Source organism: Mycobacterium sp. Root135, from assembly GCF_001426545.1.
Lineage (GTDB): Bacteria > Actinomycetota > Actinomycetes > Mycobacteriales > Mycobacteriaceae > Mycobacterium.
This window is the reverse complement of record NZ_LMEZ01000007.1, coordinates 228,007-251,630: the sequence shown is the minus strand read 5'-3', so window position 1 is coordinate 251,630 and position 23,624 is coordinate 228,007. Positions and strand designations below refer to the sequence as shown.

The window sequence follows — 23,624 nt, the reverse complement described above, 5'->3', positions numbered from 1 at the left end:
GGGGGGGCTGAGAAGACCGTACTGGCCATGAGCAGGGCGTTTCCGGACGCTCCGATCTACACCATGCTCTACGACCCCGACGCGACGTTCCCCGAATTCAGGGATCTCGACGTTCGGGTGGCGCCCGTCAACCGGGTGAAGGCGATCCGCAAGCACCACCGCGCGGCGCTTCCCCTCTTCCCATTCGTCGCGAACTCCATTCAGATCGACGCCGACGTCGTGCTCGCCAGCAGCAGCGGGTGGGCGCACGGATTCCAGACCACGGGCCGCAAGCTCATCTATTGCCATTCGCCGGCGCGTTGGCTGTACCAAGGTGACAGTTACCTGGGCGAGCACGGCAACACCGTCGCGAAGCTGGGGCTTCGCGCCATGGCCAAGTACCTCACCGCGTGGGATCGCCGCGGCGCGCTGTCCAGCGACCGCTACCTGGCGAACTCGGCGGTGATCCGCGAGCGCATCCGCGTCGCCTACGACATCGAGGCGGAGGTCGTCTTCCCTCCGGTCACCATGGCGCAAGCCGACAGCGTGAAGCCGATCCCCGAGGTCGTCGACTGGCTGGGCGCGGACGCGGCCAACATCGACTCGGTAGACGGCGCCTTCTACCTCGTCGTCTCCCGGCTGCTGCCGTACAAGAACGTCGACGCGATCGTTCGTGCGTTCGCAGGCACCGACCGCCGGCTCGTCGTCGTCGGCCGCGGACCGCAGGCCGAGCGCTTGCGCGCCATGAAGACGCCGAACGTCACCATGGTCTCCGACATCTCCGACGGAGAGTTGGCATGGCTGTACGGGAACTGCCGCGCCATCCTCGCGGCGAGCTACGAGGACTACGGCCTCACACCGCTCGAAGCGGGAATCTGGGGCCGGCCGGCGATCGCGCTGCGGTACGGCGGATTCCTCGACACCATCCACGAGGGCATCAGCGGCATGTACTTCGACGAGCCGACCCCCGGCGACATCGCCGAGGCAGTCGACCGATTCGAGATGACCAAATTCGACTCGGACAAGATCCGGGACCACGTCAAGCAGTTCAGCGAGGCGTCGTTCTCGGAGAAGCTTCACGACGCGGTCAACGGCCTCGTCGCGCTGCCCCGGTGAGCTGCTTCACCGCTGTACCCTGACACCCCGAATTGCCGAGACGACGCCGCGGCGCCGTACGCCCAGAACATGGCAGGAGCCACGCCGGTGAACACCGAACCCGCAAAGGCGGACCCGGAAGACGTAGCCAGAAAGGTCGCCGCAGCACCCGGTTTGAAGTTGCCGCCACCGCCGTCCTACGACCTGCAACCAGATGGCAGGGTGGCCAACTACCGGATGCAGGACATGGGCTTGCAACGCAAGCTCCGCAACCGGATCGGCCAGGTGCTCTACAACCTGATCGTCACCCACATTCCGTTCCACTTCATCCGACAGGGATTCCTCCGGCTGTTCGGCGCCACCATCGGCGGCAACTCGTGCATCATGCTCGGCACCACGATCCTCGACATCGAGTTCCTGACCGTCGGTGACAACACGTCGATCGGTTCGCGCTGCCTGCTCGACGCCCGCGCCGGTCTCTACATCGGCAATGACGTGACCATTGCCAGCGACGTTCAGATCATCGGCGGGGGACACGACGTCAACCACCCCGACTTCCTCCCGGTACCCATCCCCACCGTGGTCTCCGATTACGCGTGGATCGCCAGCCGCGCCATGGTTCTGCCGTCGCTGATCGGACGCGGCGGAGTCGTCGCCGCCCAAGCGGTGGTCACCAAGGACATCGGCACGTGCGAAATCGTCGGAGGTGTGCCAGCCAAGGTGATCGGCAAGCGCGATCCCGAGGCCCTCAAGTACACGGGCGGCTATCGGCCCCTGTTCTGCTGATGGCGACGCTCGAGACGAAGGGCTCGTGACCTGACGCTCCCCGAATCGACGCCCGAGTCAGCCCCGGAAGGCGCGTCGCGCAACCTCTTCAAGACGCTCGTCGGCGTCTTCTTCATGTACGGCAGCCGAGGCCTCGGCCTGCTCTTGACCTTCGCCATCATCGCCCGCCTCGGCATCGCCGACTACGGTCTGTACGCCCTGGCGTTCTCCTTCGCGACGATTCTCGGCCCGCCCCTTGACAATCCATGGGCGGTACGGGCCATCCGGGAGTCAGAGGACGACTTCAACCGGGAGCGCTCGAGTCGTTACCTGGTGGGCGTCGCGCTCGTCGTCGTCGGGCTGGCCCTCCTGCCGTTCGACAAGCTGTACCTCCTCTGGTTCGGCTTCGCCATGGCCGGCGGGGAGATGGCGTTCAACAGCCTCAAGAGCCGCGCCGTACGCGAAGGACATCCCGATTTGGTGTGGCGTTACGACGCCATCAGGCAGACCAGCAGCGTCGTGCTCGTCTGCGCCTACCTCTTCGCGGTGGACGACCCCACGCTGAAGCTGACCAGCCTGCTCTATTGCGCGCCCTACGCCGTGATCCTGGTCTTGGCAGGTGCGGCCGTGCGGGGCCACCGACCCGGACTGCCAGGCGCGCCTCGCCAGATGGTCTACCTCACTGCCGAGATGGGTTTGGGCACAGCCGCTTACCTGCAGGGCGACGTGCTGCTGCTGGGCTTCCTCACCAACAGCACCGTCGTCGGCTACTACAACATCACGCTGATGCTGGCCACCGCGTTGGCCGGAATCGGGCAGTCGTTCGCGATGACCTATCACGAACCCCTGCGCAAGAGTGGTGGTGACCTGAAGACCGGGCCCAAGCTGCGTCTGACGCTCACCATCGCGTCCGCCGTCGGGGCGATCGTCCTCGTCACCGGAGTGGTAATGCTGTTCACGCCCGCGCCGGCGCCGATGGCCCAGGCCATGGTGATCATGGCCGGATTCTGTTTCCTGCGGACCGTCATCTGCGTCTTCCAGGTCATCCTCTACGCCCAACGGCGGGACCGCTTTCGGCTCGTGTCGTCGATTGCCCTCTTGCCGGTCAAGCTCGCGCTGCTGACCGTCCTGGTCAAGCTCGGCCTCGGAGCGGTGGCCGCGGCGATTGCGACGACGGCAGCGGACGCCATGCTTCTGGCGGTCTTCGCGAACGCACTCTACGGACGACGGCGCTCGTGACCTCCGTCGTCTTCCTGATGTCCAAGGATCCCGTGGTCGAACACGGCGGTGACGTCGCCCTGTCGCGACTCTTCGTCGAGCTGGCCGCGGAGAGTCACGACGTCTCCGTCATCTGCCTGGCCGCGGAGAGTGGCTCCGTCACAGCCGATTTCGTCCCCGGCGGTGTCGAGGTGACGAGGGTGCGCAAACCCGCCGTCCGGCCACTCGGCCTGCTCGCGGCCGCCGCCAGGTCGCGCCGCAGTCTGGTCCACGTCCGATTCGACGGCGACGAACTCGTCGCGGCGATCGAACGAGCGGACGCCGACGTCTTCGTCGCCGAGCACAGCTACATGGCCGAGTCGTTCCTGCGAAGTTCGCTCGTCGGCACACGCAGGCTGGTGGTCAACACCCACGTCAGTGAGGCGCTGGTGTGGGGCGCCAGCCGTGGACTCCTCGGACGGGTCGAGTCCAAGCGACTGGTCCGAGACGAGCTACGGGTGGCCATGGCCGCCGATGCCGTCGGCACCTTCGACGCCGACGAGGCAGAGCAATACCGCCGCAACGGCGTTCGCAGCGCCAGGTGGTTCGAGCTCACGTTGCCCCCTGCCGATCAGGTCGACGTCTCGACGACTCCTCCGCGTCTGGTGCTGATGGGGACCAGGGACTGGCCGCCGAATCAGGAGGCGTTCCTGCGTGCACTCGCGCTGTGGCCGCGGATTTCCGCGGGCGTGCCAGACGCGGAATTGTGCGTCATCGGCGCGAAGAAGCCGAACGCTCCCGAACCGGCCTACCCGGCGGGAGTCCGGGATCTTGGCTTCGTCGACGACCTACACGCGTTCCTCGGTACGTGCCGGGCCATGGTGGCACCGATCACGACCGGTGGCGGCGTGCGCGTCAAGATCCTCGACGCCGCCCGCATCGGTCTTCCGGTCGTCGGGACCGAGGCTGCGGTGGGGTCACTGGGGAGCATCTTCGCCCTCGACGTCGCCGGGGACGACGACGCCTTCGTCCAGGCGTGCCGACGCATGCTGACCGACCGTGGGGCGGCCGTGTCCGCGGGGCGGGCGATCTACGAGGCCAACGAACGACACTGGCGGGACGGGACGGTACGGGCGGCGGTGAACGCGCTGATCGAGGGCGGCCCCGACGACCCGGGTACCCGGCCGTGACCTCGACGACAGCGACAGTGGTCATGATCGCGGTGACCGGAATCGAGCGCCGTCACGACCCGAGATTTGGGGAGCGTCGTGACACCGGTGCCCGCCGATCATGACGTTTGCTGAATGTCGGACCACCCACGGTGTGCGGCGCCGAAAATTGACGGCAATGTCGGGCTTCGTTGAGGCTCGGCATGCGCGGGCGGCTCGCTGTGCAGTGGTGGGCATTAGCCACGGGCGGGCGTCATCGGTCGTCTCGATCGCCTACGATCAACGGGCGGGAGTTCGACCAGGGGGCGTTGCGAGCGATCCGCTGGCAACCACACTCGACGGGGGCGGATGGAGGAGTCACGGATGAGCCTGCGCCGCGCCGTCATCTCTGCGATCGTCGTGGTGACCGTGACGACGTCCGCGTGCGGTGGACCAACGACCGAACCGGTCGCACCTCCGCCCGACGCCGGAATCGCACTGCCCGCCGATCTCAGCGGTTCGGGGCCTGGCACGGTCGTCGCCGCCCACAGCATGCCCACCCTCGACCGCAGGCTCACCGGCGTCACGTCGGTGGCGGCCAAGATCACCTACACGTCGACGTCGGGGGTGACCGGCCAACCCACGAAGGTCACGGGCACCGTCTACGCCCCGAAGGGCAAGCCACCGGAGGGCGGATGGCCGATCATCGCCTACGGCCACCCCACCACCGGCGTGATCGCGGGGTGCGCTCCGTCCTCGTCGCCGACCCTGTCCAACCTGTCGTCCGCCATCCTCGAGCTCGTCAACGCCGGCTACGTCGTCACCATGACGGATTACCAAGGGCTGGGCGACGATTCGACCTACCATCCATATCTCGACGCCACGACGGCCGGCTACAACCTCGTCGACTCGGTGCGTGCCGCGCGCAAGGTGGTCGCCGACACCTCCAACCGGTGGGCGGCATTCGGTGTGTCGCAGGGGGGGCAGGCCGCATGGGCGGCCAACGAGCTGAGCCCGTCCTACGCGGCCGGGCTGGAGCTGGTCGGCAGCGCCAGTGTGTCTCCGCCACTCAATGTTTCGGGCTTCGTCGACGACGCCGTCAATCGGGAGCTGTCGAAGGAACAGGAGCCGGTCTATCAGGCGCTGCTGGCCTCGCAAGAGAACGAGGATCCGGGCTTGAACCTCGACGACTATCGACGCGGGGTCGTCGCGGACAAGTGGGATGTCCTGTTGCAGTGCGACTTCGGGAAGGCTGACGAGCGCTCGGCGGCCGCCGAACAGATCACCCCCGACGACTTGACGCCGTCGACCGCCGCGGCCGCAGCCGTGCTGCGGGACCGCCTTCGCACGTCAGATCTCCCGCGGCGCCCCCTGGCGGCTCCGGCCTACGTCGTCTACGGCGGGCAGGACGTCCTCGTCCCACCCGCCTGGACCGATGCGGCGCTGCAACGCGCGTGCGAGATGGATGACGTCGTCCGCATCGACATGCAACCCGACCGCGGGCACTCCGACGTCGACGTCAGCCCGGTGCTGGGATGGATCGCCGACCGATTCGGGACCGCCCCTGCGCCGAACAGCTGCCCGTCCTTCGTCACGCCCCCGCCGCCCCCAGGACAAGAGGGGGCGCCGGCTCGAACAGGAGACGGCGGATGAGAGTGGCCGAACACTACCGGCGTCGACGGGCATGAGGCGGGGTGCGCGGGCGGCCGCGGTCACCGTGGTGACGCTGGTCGCGCTGGTGCTCGTCGGGCTCACGCTGCCGACGGGATTCCGCGTGGCTGGCAAGGTCGTCGACGCCATTCGCGGTGACCTACCGACCGCGCAACCGGTTCCCGTCGAAACCGCCGACCTCGGCGGGGCGGGCCCGGGGTCCCTCGTCAGTGCGATGACCATGCCCGCTCTCCAGAGGACGATCAGCGGACGTCAGTTGCAGGCGGCGCGAGTGGTGTACCGCTCGACCAACGGCGACACCGGCGCGCAGACGACCGTCTCCGGATCCGTCTTCACCCCCCTCGGCGAGCCGCCGAAGGGAGGCTGGCCGATCCTGTCCTTCGGCCATGGCACCACCGGCATAGACGAGGGCTGCGCTCCGTCGCTCTCCGACTCGCTGCTCGGGCTCGCCGACCTGGTCGTCGGCTTCGTAAAGACCGGACACGCAGTCGCGCTCGCCGACTACGAGGGCCTCGGGGAGAGCGGAATCCACCCGTACACCGACGCCAAGACCGCGGGGCTCAACTTGATCGACGCGGTCCGTGCGCTACGCCACACCTTCGCCAACACCTCCACGCGTTGGCTGGCGCTGGGGGGATCGCAGGGCGGGGGAGCGTCGTGGGCCGCCGACGAACAGGCCTCGACGTATGCGCCGGAGCTCGATCTCGTTGGCGCCGTGTCAGATTCGCCCGCCGCCGAGGTGATCGGAGTGGTCGACAAGGCGCAGGCGGGCACCTTGACCGATGATCAGCGACCGGCGTTCCTCGCCATCGTGGAATCCCTGGCCCGCCGCCACCCCGAGGTGAACCGTGACGACTTCCGGCGTGGTGCAGCGGCAACACATTGGAACGTCATCCTGTCGTGCGCCGGCGACACCGCCCAATCCAGAGCCGACGCGCTCAAGCAGGTGACCGCCGCCGACGTCCGCCCGGCGTCACAGGCGTCGGCCGATCAACTTCGGAAACTGTTGTCCGCGTGGACACTTCCACAACGACCCCTCTCGGCCCCGTTGTCGGTCGTGTACGGCGGCGCAGACACCCTGGTCGACGCGGCGTGGACCACCGACGCCATCGCCAAGGCGTGCGCTCTCGGTGGCAACGTGGAGTGGGATCTGCAGCCCACCAAGGGCCACGGCGACGTCGACGTCACCAACCAACTCGCCTGGATCGCCGACCGATTCGAAGGGAAGACGGCCGTCAATGAATGCCGCTAGGAACCCGGACGGGGACATACCCAACTGGCGTCGGCTGGCCTTCGAGGCCAAGTCGGCGGTCAAGCGCAGGCTGGCGTCGGCGGGGACGCCCGTCGACCCACCGCCAAAGCCCTACCTGGTGGTGCCGATCCTCGGGCAGTCCAACGCCTTCGGGATGGGACGGGGTCTCGACCGCGACGGGTTGGACCGCCCGCACCCACGGGTGCACCAGTACGCCATGAGCGGGCCGGCCAAGGGCCGGATCATCCTCGCCGAGGAACCGCTGATGCACGAAATTCCCGGCATGGGCGTGGGGTTCGGCATGACCTTCGCCAAGCTGCTCGCCGAGGAGACCGGTCGCCACGTCCTCCTGGTCCCCGGCGCCCGAGGCGACACGTCGTTCGCACCCAAGAACGGGTACACGTGGGATCCGGTCGACACCCGCACCAGGGTCAACCTCTACGTCGCCGGCGTGCGCGCGATCGACGCGGTGCTTGGACGCCACCCGGGAAGTGCAGTGGCCGCGGTGCTGTGGCACCAAGGAGAAAGTGACGTGCCGCTGACGTCAGGGCCGACGTACCGGGACAAGCTCGACTCGGTGATCGACGATTTGCGCACGCGCTACGGACACGACCTTCCGTTCATCCTCGGCCAAATGGTGCCCGAGGAGATGGAACAGAGCCGCAAGGACTATTCGGTGATCGACGCCATCCACGCCGACACCCCGCGTCGCAAGCACCGGACCGCATTCGTCACGGGCGAGCGTGGCTGCGTCAACGACGCGGAGGACCGGCACTACAACGCCGACGGACAGCGTGCGATGGGACGAGCGATGTGGGCCCGCTATCGCGAGACGTTTGCCGACGATCTGGCGGAGTATGACCGCGAGTAGACGGCTCTTGGTCGCGGCCGAAGCCATCGTGCTCGTGATGGCGGTCATCCTGGTCGACATGGGCCTCAGCGGCTACTTCGTGTTCGCCAACGCCAAGGTCGACCAACTCGAGCGTGCCGACGCGATCATCGTGCTCGGCGGCGAACACGACGGTCGGGAGGACTACGGGTTGCAGCTGGCGAGGGAGGGATGGGCACCGACCGTCGTGCTGTCCAATCCCTACTTGGACGGTGACGCCGTGATGAAGCGGGTGTGTCGCAGCCCCGAAGACGTCGAGGTCATCTGCTTCAAGCCCGATCCGGGGACCACGCGCGGTGAGGCCGAGGAGATGCGCCGCCTCGCTGACGAACGGTCGTGGCGCAAGATCATCGTCATCAGCTGGCGGTACCACCTACCACGCGCGAGACTGGTATTTCAGCAATGTTTCTCGAACCGGCCAGAGGCTGCGGTCATGATCGACGTACCCCGTCGATATCGCTATTCACTTCTCGGCTGGGAGTTCATCTTCGCTTATCAATGGGGTGGTCTGGCCAAAGCGGCGATACAGGGCGGATGTCAGTGAACTGGACATATGCTGTATGCCTGGCGCTGGCTGGCTAACAGTGACATAGTAAACGCGGGCGGGGAACTTGTTAACGCGTTTAACTGCTAGCAAACAGAAGGGGTGGAGGACGTTGTCTCTGACTGAAGAAACCTTGTCTCTCACTGACGCGCCGATGACGGCATCCCGCCGAAGCGGTGGCCCCAGGTGGCAGCGACGGTACGTCAAGGTTCTGGTCGTCTCCGACATCGTCGTCGTCGCTCTTGCGCTGGTAGGAGCCCAAACCGTCAGGCTTGGACGGCCCATTACGGCGACCGATCCGGCGTCGATTTACTTCTCCATCCTCTCGGTGCTCATCGCCTGCATCTGGCTCAGCCTTCTGGCCGCCTACCGCACCCGGTCTCCGCGGATCGTGGGTGCGGGTGTCGAGGAGTATCGACGTGTGGTTTCGGCCACACTGGCAACGATTGGCGTCGTAGCCGTCGCGCTCATGATCTTTCGGCCGGAATTCGCCAGGGGATACCTCGCGGTGGCATTTCCGCTTGGGCTCGCCGGACTCGTAGTCGGCCGTAATGTGTGCCGATTGTTCTTGTCCCGGCAGCGTAAACGCGGCCGGTGCGTTGTCACGGTTTTGGCCGTCGGTGACGCCAGGGCCGTTCGCAGTCTCGTCCAATCCCTCAACAGGGGCTGGGGATACGGATACTCCGTCGTCGGAGTGTGTCTCACCGGCCGGAGCTCCGGTGGCACCATCGACATCCCCGGTGTCGGCGCGCTGCCCGTCTACGGCGACGAGAGCAAGGTCCACGACGCGATCCTCAAGACCAACACCGACACCGTCGCGCTGACCACAACCGACCACCTCGGTCCCGAAGGCGTTCGCGAGCTGTCCTGGGACCTGCACAAGTTGGGCGTCGACCTGGTGGTCACCCCCGGCGTCGTCGACGTTGCAGGTCCACGGTTGACGATGCGGCCCGTGGCCGGCCTGCCCCTCATCCACGTGGAGAAGCCGCAATACAGCGGCACCAAGAAGATCCAGAAGCTCGCATTCGACTACTTCATGGCGATCTTCGCGCTCGTCATGGCGCTCCCGGTGATGATCGCCGCGTCCATCGCGATCAAGCTGACCAGCAAGGGGCCCGTCTTCTACAAGTCCGAGCGCATCGGCTTGGACGGCGAACCGTTCCAGATGATCAAGTTCCGCACCATGGTCGACGGAGCCGACCAGCAGGTGGTCAACATGATGGACGTCAACGAAAGCGTCGGCGGGGTGCTGTTCAAGATGAAGGAAGATCCACGGATCACCCACATCGGACGCCTTCTGCGGAAGTACAGCATCGACGAGCTGCCCCAGTTCTTCAACGTCCTCCGGCGTGACATGAGCGTCGTCGGCCCCCGTCCGCCGCTGCGCCGCGAAGTCGACACCTACAACGACCAGGTCCGTCGCCGGTTGCTCGTTCTGCCGGGCATCACCGGCCTGTGGCAGGTCAGCGGCCGCTCCGACCTGTCGTGGGAGGACTCGGTCCGCCTCGACCTGTCCTACGTCGAGAACTGGTCCATCACCAACGACGTGTTGATCGCGGTCAAGACCGTTCGTACCATCGCGACCGGTTCCGGCGCGTACTGAGTTCGGTCACCGGCGGCGAGGACGTAGCCGCCAGCAAACAGGCGTTGAGGCGCCTGACTGGCCGATCCCGAACTCCCGTCGTCGGCGACGTGCCGTCGTAGCCGGCACCGGGTCACCGTCAGCGGGGGAGTAATTCCGGCGCAGCGGGCGATTTCCCGTCGAGGTGATCGGTGGCCGCCGCGTCCTTTCGGGTGTCGTCGACGTATAGGACGAACGCCAGAAGCATCGACCACAGAAGTACGTTCTGAGGAACGTCGGCCACATTGTGATCCAAGTTGAATTGCACCACCGTGACGCCAATCATGATGCCGCCGTACATGGCCAGCGGCAGCGAATTGGATCGAAGCGCGCGATAGGACATCGCAATGCTGATCACCATGACCGCCACAAAGGCGAGGAAAGGCAGGAATCCGCCACGGTAAAGCGTAGTCAGCGGGGCGTTGGACGCCAGGTTGAAGAGGTATGAATACTCCGGATCAATGAATTCCGGACGACCCCAGCCCCAGCCGAATTGCCAGTGGTGCGCCATTTGGCTGGGAAAGACTCTCAGGGCGTCCGCACGTGCGAGCGAGCCGACGTCGCGGCCGGCGAAGGCCGACGTCAGGCGGTCGCGGACGGCGGGCGCGAGTAGCGCCCCCGCGGCGACCAGCAGGCCAAGGCCGATGGTCGCCGCACGATCACGCGTCCGCATTGCGCCGAACACCAGCACCAGGATGAGGCCGACGGCGACGCTGAAGATGGAGGCGCGGCTCAACGTGAGCAGCAGGGCTGCGGTGAGGACCACGATCAGCATGGTGCGCCGCCAGCCTGCGAACAGCAGAATGGCGAGACCCAACGCCAGCGCGAGGTTGAGGCCCGCCGTGTTGGCGTTGACCCACGTGCCGCCAAGTCGGATGGTCCCCGTCACCCCGTCGGCGCCCTGGGCGTAGATGGGGGTGATGGCCTCCGGCAGATAGCCGAACGGCTGGAAAATGCGCAGCGCGGTGTTGTTCTGGTCGAACGCCACCATGTACAGGCCGAAGAGGCCGTTTCCCGCGGCGACGACCGTGAAGATCTGGCCGAAGCGCTTCAAGTTCTCGCGAGGCAATTGAACGAGGGCGAGCAACACCATCGAGGCAATCAACCAGCGAATGTAAAGCGAATAGTCGACGAACCCGTGTGCATTTATCGCCATGGTCACGCCGCTGGTGACGATCAACGCAATCCAGGCGAATTCCAGCGGGTGCATGGACCGTGCGAGTCGCGGATGAAAGTACGACGCCACCACGGCACCGAATGCCAGCGGCAGATAGATGGGGAGACTAATCCCCGGGATTCGCCCGAATTGCAGACCAGCCATGATGGCGGCAAGCCCGTAAAATAGCCACAGCGGGTGCCGGACGCCGACATAGGCGCCGATCAACAATCCGATGAGCCCGACGATGCCGATGAATGAAAGCTTTCCAAATGAAATAGCCACCCAGACCACCCCCAGGGTCGCCGCAACAATCAGGACGGACACCGTGATGTTGCGAATCGTTTCCCTGCTGGGGTTCACGATGACCATGGTCGCAGGTCGACCAGCTAAGCTCAACACGCGGGTGCGGCCGCGCTCCATGGCTCGTGGGTGGACGGCGGCGACTAGCCTCTTGACACGTTGCACGGCAATTACCGAGGAGTCCGACGTTGGAGATCAAGGAATACCTGCGAATCTTTAGCAGGTACTGGTGGGTCATCGTGGTCCTCGCCGTGATCGGTGGTGCCATCGGATGGGCGACGTGGCAGTTCGGTACCCGCGAATACCAGTCGACGGCAACGCTGTTCGTGGCAACGCAGAACGGCACCACGGTGACCGAGGCGTACCAGAACAACCTCTTCTCCACCGACCGCACGAACTCCTACGCCAGCCTCGCGACCAGTGAACAGGTGGCCGCCAGGGCCGTCGACCAGCTGAAGGGCTCGATTACGCCCGAGGAGCTCAAGAGCAAGATCACCGCGGTTGCCGCGCCCAAGACCGTCCTCTTCAACGTCGCCGTCACCGACGCCGATCCGGCCATGGCACAGACCTACGCCAACGCCGTGACCGATCAGCTCGTCGGCCTCATCAGCGAACTCGAAACCTCCCGCAGGGGCGGCACTCCCGCCGCCGGGGCCGTCGTCGTCGACGAAGCGGACTACCCGGTCAAACCCGTGGGAATGTCCATGCTCGTCAGGATTGGCCTCGGCGTCGCGGGAGGGTTGCTGCTCGGCGTTCTCGCGGCCGTCCTGGTCGGGGCGCTCGACCGGCGGGTGCGTGGCCGCGAACCGGTGGCCGACAGCACCGACTCCGCGGTGATCGGCGGGCTGCCCGCAGACCCGGCGCGAGCCAAGGTGGGAGTCGTCGACCTCGACAGGGACGGTCTCTACGCCGAGCGCCTCCGCGAACTGCGCACGAATCTGCGCTTCGCCAGGTTGACCGACGGTCCCGAGCCGCCAAAGGTGATAGCCGTCACCAGCCCGGCGGCAGGGGAGGGACGCACCACGCTGGCTGTCGACCTCGCGGCTGCCCTTGCCGAGTCCGGGCGCTCGGTGGTCCTCGTCGACGGCGACTTCCGGGGTTCCACCCTCGCCGAGCGACTTTCGCTCGAAGGCCCCATGAAGGAAGCGGCCGCAACCCGCGGCCTGAGTACCACGATCGCCGGGGAGACCACCGTCGTCGAAGCGATCATCTCCGACGTGCCGGTCGGCCATCACCGCGTCTCGTTCCTACCGACCGGACCCATCCCGTCGCGGCCCGGCGAACTCTGGGCGAGCGACCGTGCGACGGACCTCCTCGACGAACTGGGTGACTCCTTCGACTACGTCGTCGTCGACACTCCTCCGCTTGAGAAGTACAACGACGGCGCGCTCGTCGCCGCCCTTGCTGACGGTGCCTTGCTCCTGGCCAGGATCCGCCGCACCACCAGCGCGAAGTTGCGGCGCGGCGTCCAGACGCTGCACGCGGCGAACGCCATCCTCATCGGCACCGTTGCGACGTTCGAACCCGGGTTCCGTCGACGACTGAACTCGGGGCCTGCCCCCTCGAAGGTGGCACCACCGAAGTCACCCGCGAGCGAGGGCGACGCACCCACCGAGGGCCTGGTGGGAACGTCCGAGCCGGCAGCGGCCAGGCACGGGTCCGACTGACCGTGCGGTCGCGACTTCTGACCGCCCTGGTCACGTCGGCGGTCGTGTCGGCAGCCGTTCTCTCGGGCTGCGCACCGTCGCCGCGGGCACCGTCAGTCGCACGTGACCTTCCGCCGCGGTCCGACGTGTCGCCCAACTTCCCTGGGGCACCTGAAATTCCGCCCCCTGACCTGTCGGACACCGGCCCCGGGTCACTCGTCGACTCCACACCGGTGACCGGAATGGTGGCCTTCGACGACGCCGCCGCCTCCGCGGTCAAGGTGACGTACCGATCGACCAGTCGCACCGGAGCACCGAGTGAGGCCACCGGCGTCGTCGTCGTTCCGCCGGGTCAACCCCCGAAGGACGGTTGGCCGATCATCGCCTTCGGCCACGCCATGACGGGCACCCAGCCGAAGTGCGGCCCAACCCTGGCCGACAAGTACTACGGCTACTCCTCGGCGATCGCCAACCTGCTGGGTCGAGGGTTCGTCGTCGTGTTCCCCGACTATCAGGGGCTTGGTCTCGACGGTCAGGCGCCGCATTCGGCGGTGGACGCGACGACGTTGGGCGACACCATGATCGACGCTGCCAGGGCGGCACACCGGGTGTTGCCGTCGAGCAGCACCCAATGGGCTGCCTACGGACTCGGCGAAGGCGGCTTGGCGGCCTGGGCGGCGGCCGAACGTGCCGGAACGTACGGCGGCGGAATGACCATGGTCGGCGCCGTGGCTCTGTCACCGTTCGCCGACATGTCGCCGCTGGTGGACGCCGCCGAGCGCGGTGAGCTGTCCGGCGTCGTCGACCTGCGGAACTACATTTGGTCACTTCAGAGTCTCGCGAACCAGGATCCCAGCCTCGACTTGGATCTCTATCGGTCGGGGCTGGCCCGCGAGCAGTGGGACGTCCTGGCCGACTGCGTTCCCCCCGACCCCGACGCGGCCAAGAAGATCTTCGACGACCTCAAGCCGAGTGATCTGAAACCTCGCGATCGCGCCGCGGCGGACGATCTGCGCCAACGACTTTCGGCCGCAGGCGTGCCCGCTCGCTATCCGACGCCGGGGGCGGCGCCGGTGCTGGTGACCTTCGGAAGCCTTGACGCCAGCTCACCGCCCGCGGGCATTCGCCGCGCAGTCGACGCCGCGTGCGCCAAGGGTGAACAGATCGAGGTGATCGAGCGCGTCGGCAGCACCGAGGCCTCCAACGACCAGGTAATAGAGAGTGCCGTCGGCTGGTTGTACGCCCGGTTCGGTGGCCAACGGCTGGGCAACGTCTGCGTGGGGGCGTCGTGATTTCCCCTCCGGGCGCCCCCCGCCTTGGGGACTATCTCCAGATCGTGCTCAGGGGATGGCTGGTTCTGGTGTGTGCGACCGTGCTCTCGATCGGGATGGGGTGGGTCGTGTGGCAGACCACCACGCCGGTGTACGACTCGACCGCGCGGGTCATCGTCAAGTCCACCGGAGACGCAACCCCCCTCGACGCGTTCTACGGTCAGGTCAACTCGAAGACCCGTGTGCTGACCTACCAGTACCTCGCACGCAGTGAGCGGGTGACGGGACCTACCGCCGACCAGTTGGAACTCCCGCAGACCGGGCAGGATCTCGCCGGCCGCATCAGCATCGCTCCGTCGTTGACGCCGGTCCTGGACATCGTGGTCAAGGGCACCGATCCTGACGAGACGCGTGAGGTGGCCTCGGCTGTCACCGCCAACCTGATCGCCGCGTCCGGCGAGCTGGCGAAGGTCGACGGCGGTGGAACGGAGTTGGTACTCGTCGACGAGGCTGGGCCCTCGAAGCGGGAGGGCTCGCTGACGCGGAACCTCGTCCAGGGCGGCGGGCTCGGGTTCTTCGTCTCGCTGGTGCTGGTCCTGGCGTGGGGCCTTCTGCAGGACCAACTCCTTGGACGGCGCCAGCTCGGCCGCGTGGTCCACGGTGCCGGGCGATGACCCAGGCCGGTGGTCACTCCACGTCGAGGTGGGTGCTCGTCCCGTTGGTCGTGGTCGCCATCGTGGTCGCCGTCGTGTCGTCGGCCTGCGGGTCGACCGGCAACGTCGCGGTCGGCGATCAGCCGACTGCCGTCGCGACGGCCGATCTCTCCGGTTCCGGACCGGGATCGCTGATCAGCGCGACGTCCATGCCCGCATTCAGTCGCTCGCCGGAGGGACAGCTCGTCGACGCGGCCCGGGTCGTCTACCGGTCGACCAACGGTGACAGCGGCCGGCAGACCGAGGTCTCCGGATCGGTGTTCACCCCGAAGGGGGCAGCGCCCGAGGGCGGCTGGCCGGTGATTTCGTTCGGGCACGGCACCACCGGTCTCGACGAGCCTTGTGGGCCTTCGGTTTCCAACACGCTCCTGGGGTTCTCGTCGACCCTCGTCGGGTACGTGACCAAGGGGTACGCGGTCGCCCTCGCCGACTACGAGGGTCTTGGCTCGCCGGGCGTCCATCCCTACACCGATGCGAAGACCGCTGGCCTCAACATGATCGACGCCGTCCGCGCGCTACGGCACACGTTCGACGGCGTCTCGGCGCGCTGGGCCGCCGTCGGTGGCTCACAGGGCGGTGGTGCGGCGTGGGCCGCCGACGAGCAAGCCGCCTCGTACGCTCCGGAGTTGGATCTCGTCGGCGCCGAGGCCTACGTCCCGGCGGCCGACGTCACCGGTCTGGTCGACAAGGCCGTCGCGGGAACGATGTCGAAGGATCAGTCACTGGCCTTCGAGGTCATCGTGGAGTCACTGGCGCGGCTACACCCCGACGTCGTCCGGGACGACTATCGGCGCGGTGCGGCCGTCACCTACTGGGACGTGCTGTCGGCGTGCTCCGGGCCGAAGGCGGCCAGTCGGGCGACGGCTGCCGAAGCGGTCGGATCCCGAGACTTCACCCCCGCCACACCCGCCGCGGCCGAACGCCTGCGGACGCTCCTGCGCGCGTGGGCGCTGCCACAGCAACGGCTGACTGCCCCGCTGTCAGTCACCTATGCAGGGCGGGACGAGTTCATCGACGCGCAGTGGACCACCGACGCGATCGCCAGGGCTTGTGCGCTCGGCGGCAACGTCGAGTGGGAATTGCAGCCGGACAAGGGGCATGGCAACGTCGACGTCGCCGCCGGATTCGGTTGGATCGCAGACAGATTCGCAGGCAAGCCGGCAGCCAACCAGTGTCCGCCGGGTGGCGGCGGATAGGGTGGCTCGACATGAACTCGACCACGCGGGCTGCCGCGTCGGGCGCGGAAAGCTAGCGTGACCGGCGTGCTGAAGCGAGTCGTCCTTCCGGTGGTCATCGTGGTGCTCGTCCTGGGAATTGCCTACGCGGCGTTCCCGTTTGCGCCAGTCGTCGGGATCTGGGCCTACGACCAGGTCGCGCCGTCGGCCGGACCGCCCGAGAAGGTCGCATCGGCGGAACTGAACGGGTCGGAGCCGGGCTCGGTGCTCCAGGCGACGACGCTGCCCTTGGTGACGCGCAAGTGGGAGGGCCGCGGATTGCAGGCCGCGCGGGTCGTCTACCGGTCGACCTCGGGTGACGACATGTCACCGACGATCGTGTCCGGGTCGGTCTTCGTCCCAAAGGGGGACGCCCCCGCCGGCGGCTGGCCGGTGGTGTCGCTCGGACACGCGACCCTCGGCATCGACACACCGTGCGCACCGTCGCTCGATTCGGGGCTGCTCGGCTTCCTCAGATACGTCAACGTCTTCACCGGCATGGGCTACGCCGTGGCCCTCGCCGACTTTCAAGGTCTGGGCGCCAAGGGAATTCACCCCTATTCGGATTCCCGCACCGCCGCGCTGAACATGATCGACGCGGTACGCGCGCTGCGGCACACCTTCCCCGACGTGTCCGACAGGTGGGTTGCCTTCGGGGACTCGCAAGGCGCGGGCGCGTCGTGGGCGGCCGACGAGCAGGCCAAGGACTACGCGCCCGAGCTCAAACTGCTCGGAGCGTTGGCCGCGTCGCCGCCCGCCGACATGACGGGGATCGTCCAGAAGGCCCAGGACGGCACCCTCACCTCGGAGCAGCGCGGTGTCATCCAGGCGATAATCGAGTCGCTGGCCCGGCTGCATCCCGACCTGAACCGCGACGACTTCCGTACCGCAGGGGCCAAGCACTACTGGAACGTCCTCACCGATTGCAGGCCCGCCAACGCCTACGCCCGCAGCCAGGCCGTCGACGGCGTCGGGCCACGGGACTTCGCGCCGAAGACCCCTGCGGCCGCCGACCGCCTGCGGGGGCTCCTGGAGGACTGGGCGCTGCCGCAAAAACCGCTGTCGGAGCCGCTGTACGTCTACTACGGCGGCAAGGACCCGTTCATCGACGCCGAGTGGACCACGGCGGCGATCCAACGGGCCTGCGCACTGGGCGGGAGCGTCACCATCAAGTACGACCCAGACGGCGGGCACAATCCGAGCGACGCGCTTGACGCAATCCAGTGGATGACCGACCGATTCGAGGGGAAGCCCGCCAAGAATGACTGCTGACTCCACCCGCCGCCCGCTCGACGAAGCCGCCCTGCGGGCCGCCGCCGTCGATCCGGCAGGCTGGCGCACGCTCGACGTCGTCGCCGAAACCGGGTCGACCAACGCCGACCTCGTCGCCCGGGTCGCCGCCGGTCAGGACATCGCCTGGTCGGTGCTCGTCGCGGAGGACCAGATTGCCGGTCGCGGTCGCAACGGCCGCAGCTGGTCGGCGGTGCCTCGAGCGCAGATCAGCATGTCGGTGGGGGTGCCCACCAACGGGTTGCCCGCCACCGCCTGGGGATGGGTGCCGCTGATCACCGGTCTCGCCGTCGTGGACGCCGTGGCCGAGGTGACCGGCGTCCCCGTCGGCCTGAAGTGGCCCAACGACGTCCTCGCCCGGCGCGACGGTCGCAAACTCGCCGGCATCCTCGCCGAGGTGGCGTCCCCGGCCGCGGCGATCGTCGTCGGCGTCGGCGTCAACGTCTCGCTCGGTGCCGACGAACTTCCCGAGCCCACGGCCACCTCGCTGCGGGTCCTTGGCGCCGAGGACCCCGACCGCGGCGCACTGGTGGTCGCGCTGTTGGGGCAGCTGCGGCGACGAATCGACGGCCTGGCGGCGGCGGGCGGGGCGGATGCCAGCCTCGTCGCCGACTACCTGGCCAACAGCCTGACCGTCGCATCGCGGGTGCGGGCGACGTTGCCCGGCGGCCGGGAGGTGGTCGGCGAGGCCGTGTCGATCGACGATCAGGGTCGTCTGCGCATCGACACCGGCGGCGACGTCACCGTCGTTTCGGCAGGCGACATCGTGCATCTTCGACCCGTTTAGCCGATCACGGCTGGGTAGAGTCTGCCCCGTGGGATATCCCGACAACGTGCTCGCCGGCGACGAACGCGTCGTCCTGCACCGTCATCCGCACTGGAAGCGGCTGATCGGTCCGGTCTTCGTCTTGCTGCTGGCCACCGCGGTCGCGGGTTTCGGGCTCGGCGTGGTCAACCGCATGACCTGGGATCAGACGGCGAAGAACATCGTCATGATCGTCATCGGGGTGATCTGGCTGATCCTCGTCGGCTGGCTGGTGTCCTGGCCGTTGCTGAATTGGCGCTCAACGCACTTCGTCATCACCGACCGACGGGTGATGTTCCGCCACGGCGTCATGACGCGTTCCGGCATCGACATCCCGCTGGCACGGATCAACAGCGTGGAATTCCGTCACGGCCTCGTCGACCGGATACTCCGCACCGGAACGTTGATCATCGAGTCGGCGTCGCAAGATCCCCTGGAATTCCACGACATTCCGCGCGTGGAGCAGGTTCACTCACTGCTGTATCACGAAGTCTTCGACACTCTAGGGTCGGAGGAATCGCCGAGCTGATCGTCCCGGCGGGTGCGACGGCCCCGTAGCGAGGTGACCGAGCCCGCGTCGTGCGCCTTCTCGGCCTCGTCCTCGAGCGCCTCGGCGATGCCGCCGGCGGTGATGGAGGCCTCGACCGCCTTGTCCGGGTTGCGGCCGAATTCGTCGGGGAAGACCCACCGGCGGAACGCCCAGAACCGGAACGCCATTTGCAGCAGGTTGCCGATCACATAGGCGGAGATGAAGTCGGCGATGTTCTCCATGGTGAGGCTGACCATGGGGACGCGGAGTTCCAGCACGTAGCTGGACACCCACAGCGGCACCATGCAGATCAGCACGCCGATCCCGCTGACACCGAAGAACAGCAGGGCTTCGTGGTGGCGTTCGCGGCCACCGCGATCGCGGAAGCTCCATTCGCGGTTCAGGATGTAGGACGCGATCACGGCGACGATGCCGGAGATGATCTTCGCCGTCACCGGCTTGGGCTCGAGGATCGTCAGCTTCAGCGTGTAGAAGATCGCGGAGTCGATGATGAACGTCGTGCCGCCGACGATCGCGAACTTGATGAGCTCGTGATGCTGTTCGAAGAACGGCCGAATCGCGCGCGGCAGACGCGCAATGGTGGCATCGGTAAAGGACACGAGAGCCGATTCTACGTAAACCGGCCATGCTACGCGTAGCCGTGCAGGTCGCGACGGGTGCGGCCGGTACTTGGGGCCGTGACAACATAGGGGCCGTGAGCGCTTCTCCAGTCGTAGCCATGGTCGGCGGCGGACAGTTGGCCAGGATGACCCACCAAGCCGCCATTGCCCTCGGCCAGACACTGCGCGTGCTGGCCGCCTCCCCGGATGATCCGGCGGCGATGGTGACCCGCGACGTGGTCATCGGTTCACACACCGACGCCGACGCGCTGGCCCGTGTCGCCGAGGGAGCCGCGGCTCTGACGTTCGACCATGAACACGTACCCACCGAGCTGTTGCAGGCACTGGTCGACGCCGGCGTGAACGTCGCGCCGCCGCCGCAGGCGCTGATCCACGCGCAGGACAAGCTGGTGATGCGCCGCCGGCTGGAGGAGCTCGGCGCCCCCGTTCCCCGGTTCGCCGAGGCGGTCGACCCGTCCGACGTCGACGCGTTCGCGGCTCGGATCGACGGTCCGATCGTCGTCAAGACCGCCCGCGGCGGGTACGACGGCCGCGGCGTGACATTGGCCAGGGACGTCGCCGAGGCACGTGCGGTGACCGAGCGTTACCTGGCCGACGGCGCGTCGGTGCTGCTCGAGGAGCGGGTGAACATGCGCCGCGAACTGTCGGCGCTGGTGGCCCGGTCACCCTTCGGGCAGGGTGCGGCGTGGCCGGTCGTGCAGTCGGTGCAGCGCGACGGCATCTGCGTCGAGGTGATGGCACCGGCGCCCAACCTGGGCCGCGAACTGGGTGCCGCGGCCGAGCAACTGGGTCTGCGGCTGGCCGGTGAGCTGGGTGTCGTCGGTGTGCTCGCCGTGGAACTGTTCGAGACCGTCGACGGCGCACTTCTGGTCAACGAGTTGGCGATGCGACCGCACAACACCGGCCACTGGACCATGAACGGCGCCGTCACCAGCCAATTCGAGCAGCACCTCCGGGCGGTTCTCGACTACCCGCTCGGGTCCACCGCCCCCATTGCTCCGGTCACGGTGATGGCCAACGTGCTCGGTGCACCCGAGGCGCCCGCGATGACCATGGACGAGCGCCTGCATCACCTGTTCGCGCGGCTGCCCGAGGCGAAGGTGCACCTGTACGGCAAGTCGGAACGGCCGGGCCGCAAGATCGGCCACGTCAACGTGCTCGGCGCGGCGGGTGGTTCGGTCGACGACGCGGAGTACGTCGCGGAGGTCCGGGAACGGGCGGTACGTGCCGCGCACTGGTTGTCGCATGGTGAATGGACGGATGGATGGGATGAACATGCCGAGTAGCACGCCCCGGGTTGGCGTCATCATGGGCAGTGACAGCGACTGGTCGGTGATGGAGGACGCCGTCACTGCGTTGGCGGAGTTCGAGGTGCCGTTCGAAGTCGGCGTGGTGTCCGCCCATCGCACGCCCGGCCGGATGCTGGACTACGCCCGCGGTGCCGCCGGGCGGGGGATCGAGGTCGTCATCGCAGGCGCGGGTGGCGCAGCGCATCTGCCGGGCATGGTCGCCGCGGCAACGCCGCTGCCGGTGATCGGCGTTCCGGTGCCGCTCGCGCGACTGGACGGCTTGGACTCGCTGCTGTCGATCGTGCAGATGCCCGCCGGGGTCCCCGTCGCGACGGTGTCCATCGGCGGCGCCCGCAACGCGGGCCTCCTGGCCGTGCGGATCCTCGGCGCCTCCGACCCGACTCTGCGCGGGCGGATGGAAGCCTTCCAGGCGAGCCTGGAAGAGATGGTGCTGCAGAAGGATGCAGCGCTGCGGGATCGGCTCCTGGGAACGTAGGATCAGCGTCGATGAAGCGCACATTCGAGCGGTACAGCAACGTCGGCTATCGGTTCGTCAGTGGCTTTCTCGAGCCAGGAAACCTCCCGGTCCTGAAGGTTCTCGACGACGCCCAGCGGGCGCGCAACGTCGCGGGCGCCGTCGCCGAGATCGGGGTGCACCACGGCAGGCTCTTCATCCCGCTGCACCTGCTGCAGCGGGGGACCGGCAAGTCGGTGGCGATCGACCTGTTCGGTGACCAAGAGCTGAACATCGACAAGTCCGGCAACGGCAACCTCGACAAGTTCACCGACAACGTGGCGCTCTGGTCGACGACCGACGGCCTCGTCCTGCACCAGGGTGACTCGACGAAGCTCGAGGCCGCCGTGCTGATGGAGAAGGCAGGCGGCCCGATCCGCTTCTTCAGCGTCGACGGCGGCCACACCGCCGAGATCGTCTACAGCGACATGCGGCTGGCCGAGGACACCCTCTCCGAGGGCGGCATCGTCATCGCCGACGACATCTTCAACCAGCAGTGGCCCGGCGTCGCGGTCGGCACGCTGAAGTACCTCGACGACGGCGCCAAGCTGGCCCCGTTCGCCATCGGGTTCAACAAGGTCTACTTCACCCAGCCCGAGTTCTGCGACGTCTACCGGGCAGAGCTCGAAGCGGCGTTCGTGGGCAGCCTGCGCATCCAGACGGACTCGACGGTGTTCGCCGGCCATCCCGTGCTGTATCTGGCTCCGGTGACCGCCGTGGACCTGTTGCGCCGCAGTGAGACCGCGCGGTCGGTCTACCACGCGTCGTACAGGCAGTTGGTGCGCGGAATGCAGCTCGTCTCGGGCAAGGCCACACCGGACCGATAGCGGGTTTCGCGCGCCTCGCGGGTAAAGTTACCGGCGAGTAGCGAGGAGTGGAACATGTCCATCGGTAACCCGTCCTTCGACGTCTTTCAGCTGTCCGACGAGTACGTCGAGATGCGCAAGGTCCTTCGTGACCTGTGCGACAAGGAGATTGCGCCGTACGCGGCCGACGTCGACGAGAAGGCCCGCTATACGGACGAGGCGCTGAAGGCGCTGAACTCGTCGGGTTTCTCGGCGATCCACATTCCCGAGGAGTACGGCGGGCAGGGCGGTGACTCGGTCGCCGCATGCATCGTGATCGAAGAGGTCGCCAGGGTCTGCGCCTCGTCGTCGCTGATCCCGATCTGCAACAAGCTGGGCACCATGGGCATGTTGCTGCGCGGTTCGGAAGAACTCAAGAAGCAGGTGCTGCCCTCGATCGGAGCGGGGGAGGCCACCGCCTCCTATGCCCTGTCCGAGCGCGAGGCAGGCAGCGACGCCGCCGCGATGCGCACCAGGGCCAAGGCCGACGGTGACGACTGGGTGCTCAACGGTTCCAAGTGCTGGATCTCCAACGGCGGCAAGTCCACCTGGTACACCGTGATGGCGGTGACCGACCCGGACAAGGGTGCCAACGGCATCTCGGCGTTCGTCGTGCACGCCGACGACCCCGGGTTCAGCGTCGGGGCCAAGGAACGCAAGATGGGCATCAAGGGGTCTCCGACCACCGACCTCTACTTCGAGGACTGCCGCATCCCGGGTGACCGGATCATCGGTGAGCCGGGAACGGGTTTCAAGACCGCGCTGGCCACGTTGGATCACACCCGTCCGACGATCGGTGCGCAGGCCGTCGGCATCGCGCAGGGTGCGTTGGACGCCTCGATTACCTACACCAAGGAACGCAAGCAGTTCGGCAAGTCCATCAGCGACTTCCAGAACACCCAGTTCATGCTCGCCGACATGGCGATGAAGATCGAGGCCGCCCGGCTGATGGTGTACTCCGCGGCCGCCCGCGCCGAGCGCGGCGAGCCCAACCTCGGCTTCATTTCCTCGGCGGCCAAGTGCTACGCCTCCGACGTCGCGATGGAGGTCACCACCAACGCCGTCCAGCTGTTCGGCGGGTACGGCTACACCGTCGACTTCCCGGTGGAGCGGTACATGCGCGACGCCAAGATCACCCAGATCTACGAGGGCACCAACCAGATTCAGCGTGTCGTGATGTCACGCGCCCTGCTGCGCTGAGGCGCTTCGGTGGCCGGGAGACCGGCGTCACGTTCTAGTAGTGTGAT

At 67.2% G+C, this 23,624-nt stretch carries 22 protein-coding genes; 20 read left to right on the top strand and 2 right to left on the bottom strand.

The window, feature by feature from the left end; genetic code table 11:
* Positions 1-27 precede the first annotated feature (27 nt).
* From ASD37_RS21435 to ASD37_RS21395, 9 genes are all read left to right on the top strand, one after another.
* A complete protein-coding gene (locus ASD37_RS21435) occupies positions 28-1,095 on the top strand; it encodes a glycosyltransferase (RefSeq protein ID WP_082570368.1) in 1,068 nt (355 codons plus the stop codon).
* A gap of 69 nt (positions 1,096-1,164) precedes the next feature.
* Positions 1,165-1,860 carry an acyltransferase gene (locus tag ASD37_RS21430; protein WP_056556163.1) on the top strand — a complete coding sequence of 232 codons (696 nt, stop codon included), beginning with the start codon at positions 1,165-1,167 and terminating at the stop codon, positions 1,858-1,860.
* A gap of 114 nt (positions 1,861-1,974) precedes the next feature.
* A complete protein-coding gene (locus ASD37_RS21425; protein ID WP_056556160.1) occupies positions 1,975-3,078 on the top strand; it encodes a lipopolysaccharide biosynthesis protein in 1,104 nt (367 codons plus the stop codon).
* A complete protein-coding gene (locus ASD37_RS21420; protein WP_056556156.1) occupies positions 3,075-4,226 on the top strand; it encodes a glycosyltransferase in 1,152 nt (383 codons plus the stop codon). Before ASD37_RS21425 ends, ASD37_RS21420 begins: the two co-directional genes overlap by 4 nt.
* Positions 4,227-4,568: 342 nt before the next feature.
* The gene (locus tag ASD37_RS21415; RefSeq protein WP_082570320.1) at positions 4,569-5,837 is read left to right on the top strand and encodes a lipase family protein; all 1,269 of its coding nucleotides are present in this window, start codon (positions 4,569-4,571) and stop codon (positions 5,835-5,837) included.
* A gap of 31 nt (positions 5,838-5,868) precedes the next feature.
* Complete coding sequence (locus ASD37_RS21410; RefSeq protein WP_056556153.1) at positions 5,869-7,107, top strand: lipase family protein; 1,239 nt, start codon at positions 5,869-5,871, stop codon at positions 7,105-7,107.
* Positions 7,094-7,978 (top strand): sialate O-acetylesterase, encoded by an 885-nt coding sequence (locus ASD37_RS21405; RefSeq protein ID WP_056556150.1) that lies wholly within the window; start codon positions 7,094-7,096, stop codon positions 7,976-7,978. The genes ASD37_RS21410 and ASD37_RS21405 overlap by 14 nt, the downstream gene beginning before the upstream one ends.
* Positions 7,965-8,540, top strand: a complete 576-nt coding sequence (locus tag ASD37_RS21400) for a YdcF family protein (protein WP_056556147.1) — start codon at positions 7,965-7,967, stop codon at positions 8,538-8,540. The genes ASD37_RS21405 and ASD37_RS21400 overlap by 14 nt, the downstream gene beginning before the upstream one ends.
* Positions 8,541-8,694: 154 nt before the next feature.
* The gene (locus tag ASD37_RS21395) at positions 8,695-10,143 is read left to right on the top strand and encodes a sugar transferase (RefSeq protein WP_056556144.1); all 1,449 of its coding nucleotides are present in this window, start codon (positions 8,695-8,697) and stop codon (positions 10,141-10,143) included.
* A gap of 118 nt (positions 10,144-10,261) precedes the next feature.
* Here ASD37_RS21395 and ASD37_RS21390 read toward each other — a convergent pair whose 3' ends face one another.
* Positions 10,262-11,689, bottom strand: a complete 1,428-nt coding sequence (locus tag ASD37_RS21390; protein ID WP_056556141.1) for an O-antigen ligase family protein — start codon at positions 11,687-11,689, stop codon at positions 10,262-10,264.
* Between the two features lie 119 nt (positions 11,690-11,808).
* Here ASD37_RS21390 and ASD37_RS21385 point away from each other — a divergent pair, with 119 nt between their 5' ends.
* From ASD37_RS21385 to ASD37_RS21355, 7 genes are all read left to right on the top strand, one after another.
* Positions 11,809-13,287: a polysaccharide biosynthesis tyrosine autokinase gene (locus ASD37_RS21385; RefSeq protein ID WP_056556138.1), complete on the top strand. Its 1,479-nt coding sequence runs from the start codon at positions 11,809-11,811 to the stop codon at positions 13,285-13,287.
* Positions 13,288-13,289: 2 nt separating this feature from the next.
* The gene (locus ASD37_RS21380; RefSeq protein ID WP_056556135.1) at positions 13,290-14,558 is read left to right on the top strand and encodes a lipase family protein; all 1,269 of its coding nucleotides are present in this window, start codon (positions 13,290-13,292) and stop codon (positions 14,556-14,558) included.
* Positions 14,555-15,211, top strand: coding sequence for a YveK family protein (locus ASD37_RS21375; protein ID WP_056556132.1), 657 nt, complete (start codon positions 14,555-14,557; stop codon positions 15,209-15,211). The genes ASD37_RS21380 and ASD37_RS21375 overlap by 4 nt, the downstream gene beginning before the upstream one ends.
* A complete protein-coding gene (locus tag ASD37_RS21370; protein WP_056556128.1) occupies positions 15,208-16,446 on the top strand; it encodes a lipase family protein in 1,239 nt (412 codons plus the stop codon). The genes ASD37_RS21375 and ASD37_RS21370 overlap by 4 nt, the downstream gene beginning before the upstream one ends.
* A 66-nt stretch (positions 16,447-16,512) precedes the next feature.
* A complete protein-coding gene (locus ASD37_RS21365; RefSeq protein ID WP_235568496.1) occupies positions 16,513-17,736 on the top strand; it encodes a lipase family protein in 1,224 nt (407 codons plus the stop codon).
* Positions 17,726-18,541: a biotin--[acetyl-CoA-carboxylase] ligase gene (locus ASD37_RS21360; RefSeq protein ID WP_056556125.1), complete on the top strand. Its 816-nt coding sequence runs from the start codon at positions 17,726-17,728 to the stop codon at positions 18,539-18,541. The genes ASD37_RS21365 and ASD37_RS21360 overlap by 11 nt, the downstream gene beginning before the upstream one ends.
* A 28-nt stretch (positions 18,542-18,569) precedes the next feature.
* The gene (locus ASD37_RS21355; protein ID WP_056556122.1) at positions 18,570-19,088 is read left to right on the top strand and encodes a PH domain-containing protein; all 519 of its coding nucleotides are present in this window, start codon (positions 18,570-18,572) and stop codon (positions 19,086-19,088) included.
* On the opposite strand, the gene ASD37_RS21350 is transcribed toward ASD37_RS21355, so the two are convergent.
* On the bottom strand, positions 19,043-19,708 hold the full coding sequence (locus ASD37_RS21350; protein ID WP_056556119.1) for a GtrA family protein: 666 nt from the start codon (positions 19,706-19,708) through the stop codon (positions 19,043-19,045). The two genes, ASD37_RS21355 and ASD37_RS21350, sit on opposite strands and share 46 nt — an antisense overlap.
* 119 nt (positions 19,709-19,827) lie before the next feature.
* Here ASD37_RS21350 and ASD37_RS21345 point away from each other — a divergent pair, with 119 nt between their 5' ends.
* Genes ASD37_RS21345 through ASD37_RS21330 form a run of 4 tightly spaced genes read left to right on the top strand, consistent with a single transcriptional unit; the run spans position 19,828 to position 23,577 of the window.
* Complete coding sequence (locus ASD37_RS21345) at positions 19,828-21,015, top strand: 5-(carboxyamino)imidazole ribonucleotide synthase (RefSeq protein ID WP_056556116.1); 1,188 nt, start codon at positions 19,828-19,830, stop codon at positions 21,013-21,015.
* On the top strand, positions 20,999-21,514 hold the full coding sequence (gene purE / locus ASD37_RS21340) for a 5-(carboxyamino)imidazole ribonucleotide mutase (protein WP_156721010.1): 516 nt from the start codon (positions 20,999-21,001) through the stop codon (positions 21,512-21,514). Before ASD37_RS21345 ends, purE begins: the two co-directional genes overlap by 17 nt.
* An 11-nt stretch (positions 21,515-21,525) precedes the next feature.
* Positions 21,526-22,359, top strand: coding sequence for a class I SAM-dependent methyltransferase (locus ASD37_RS21335; RefSeq protein ID WP_056556111.1), 834 nt, complete (start codon positions 21,526-21,528; stop codon positions 22,357-22,359).
* 54 nt (positions 22,360-22,413) lie between these two features.
* Positions 22,414-23,577, top strand: a complete 1,164-nt coding sequence (locus ASD37_RS21330) for an acyl-CoA dehydrogenase (protein WP_056556108.1) — start codon at positions 22,414-22,416, stop codon at positions 23,575-23,577.
* The last annotated feature ends 47 nt before the right edge of the window (positions 23,578-23,624 follow it).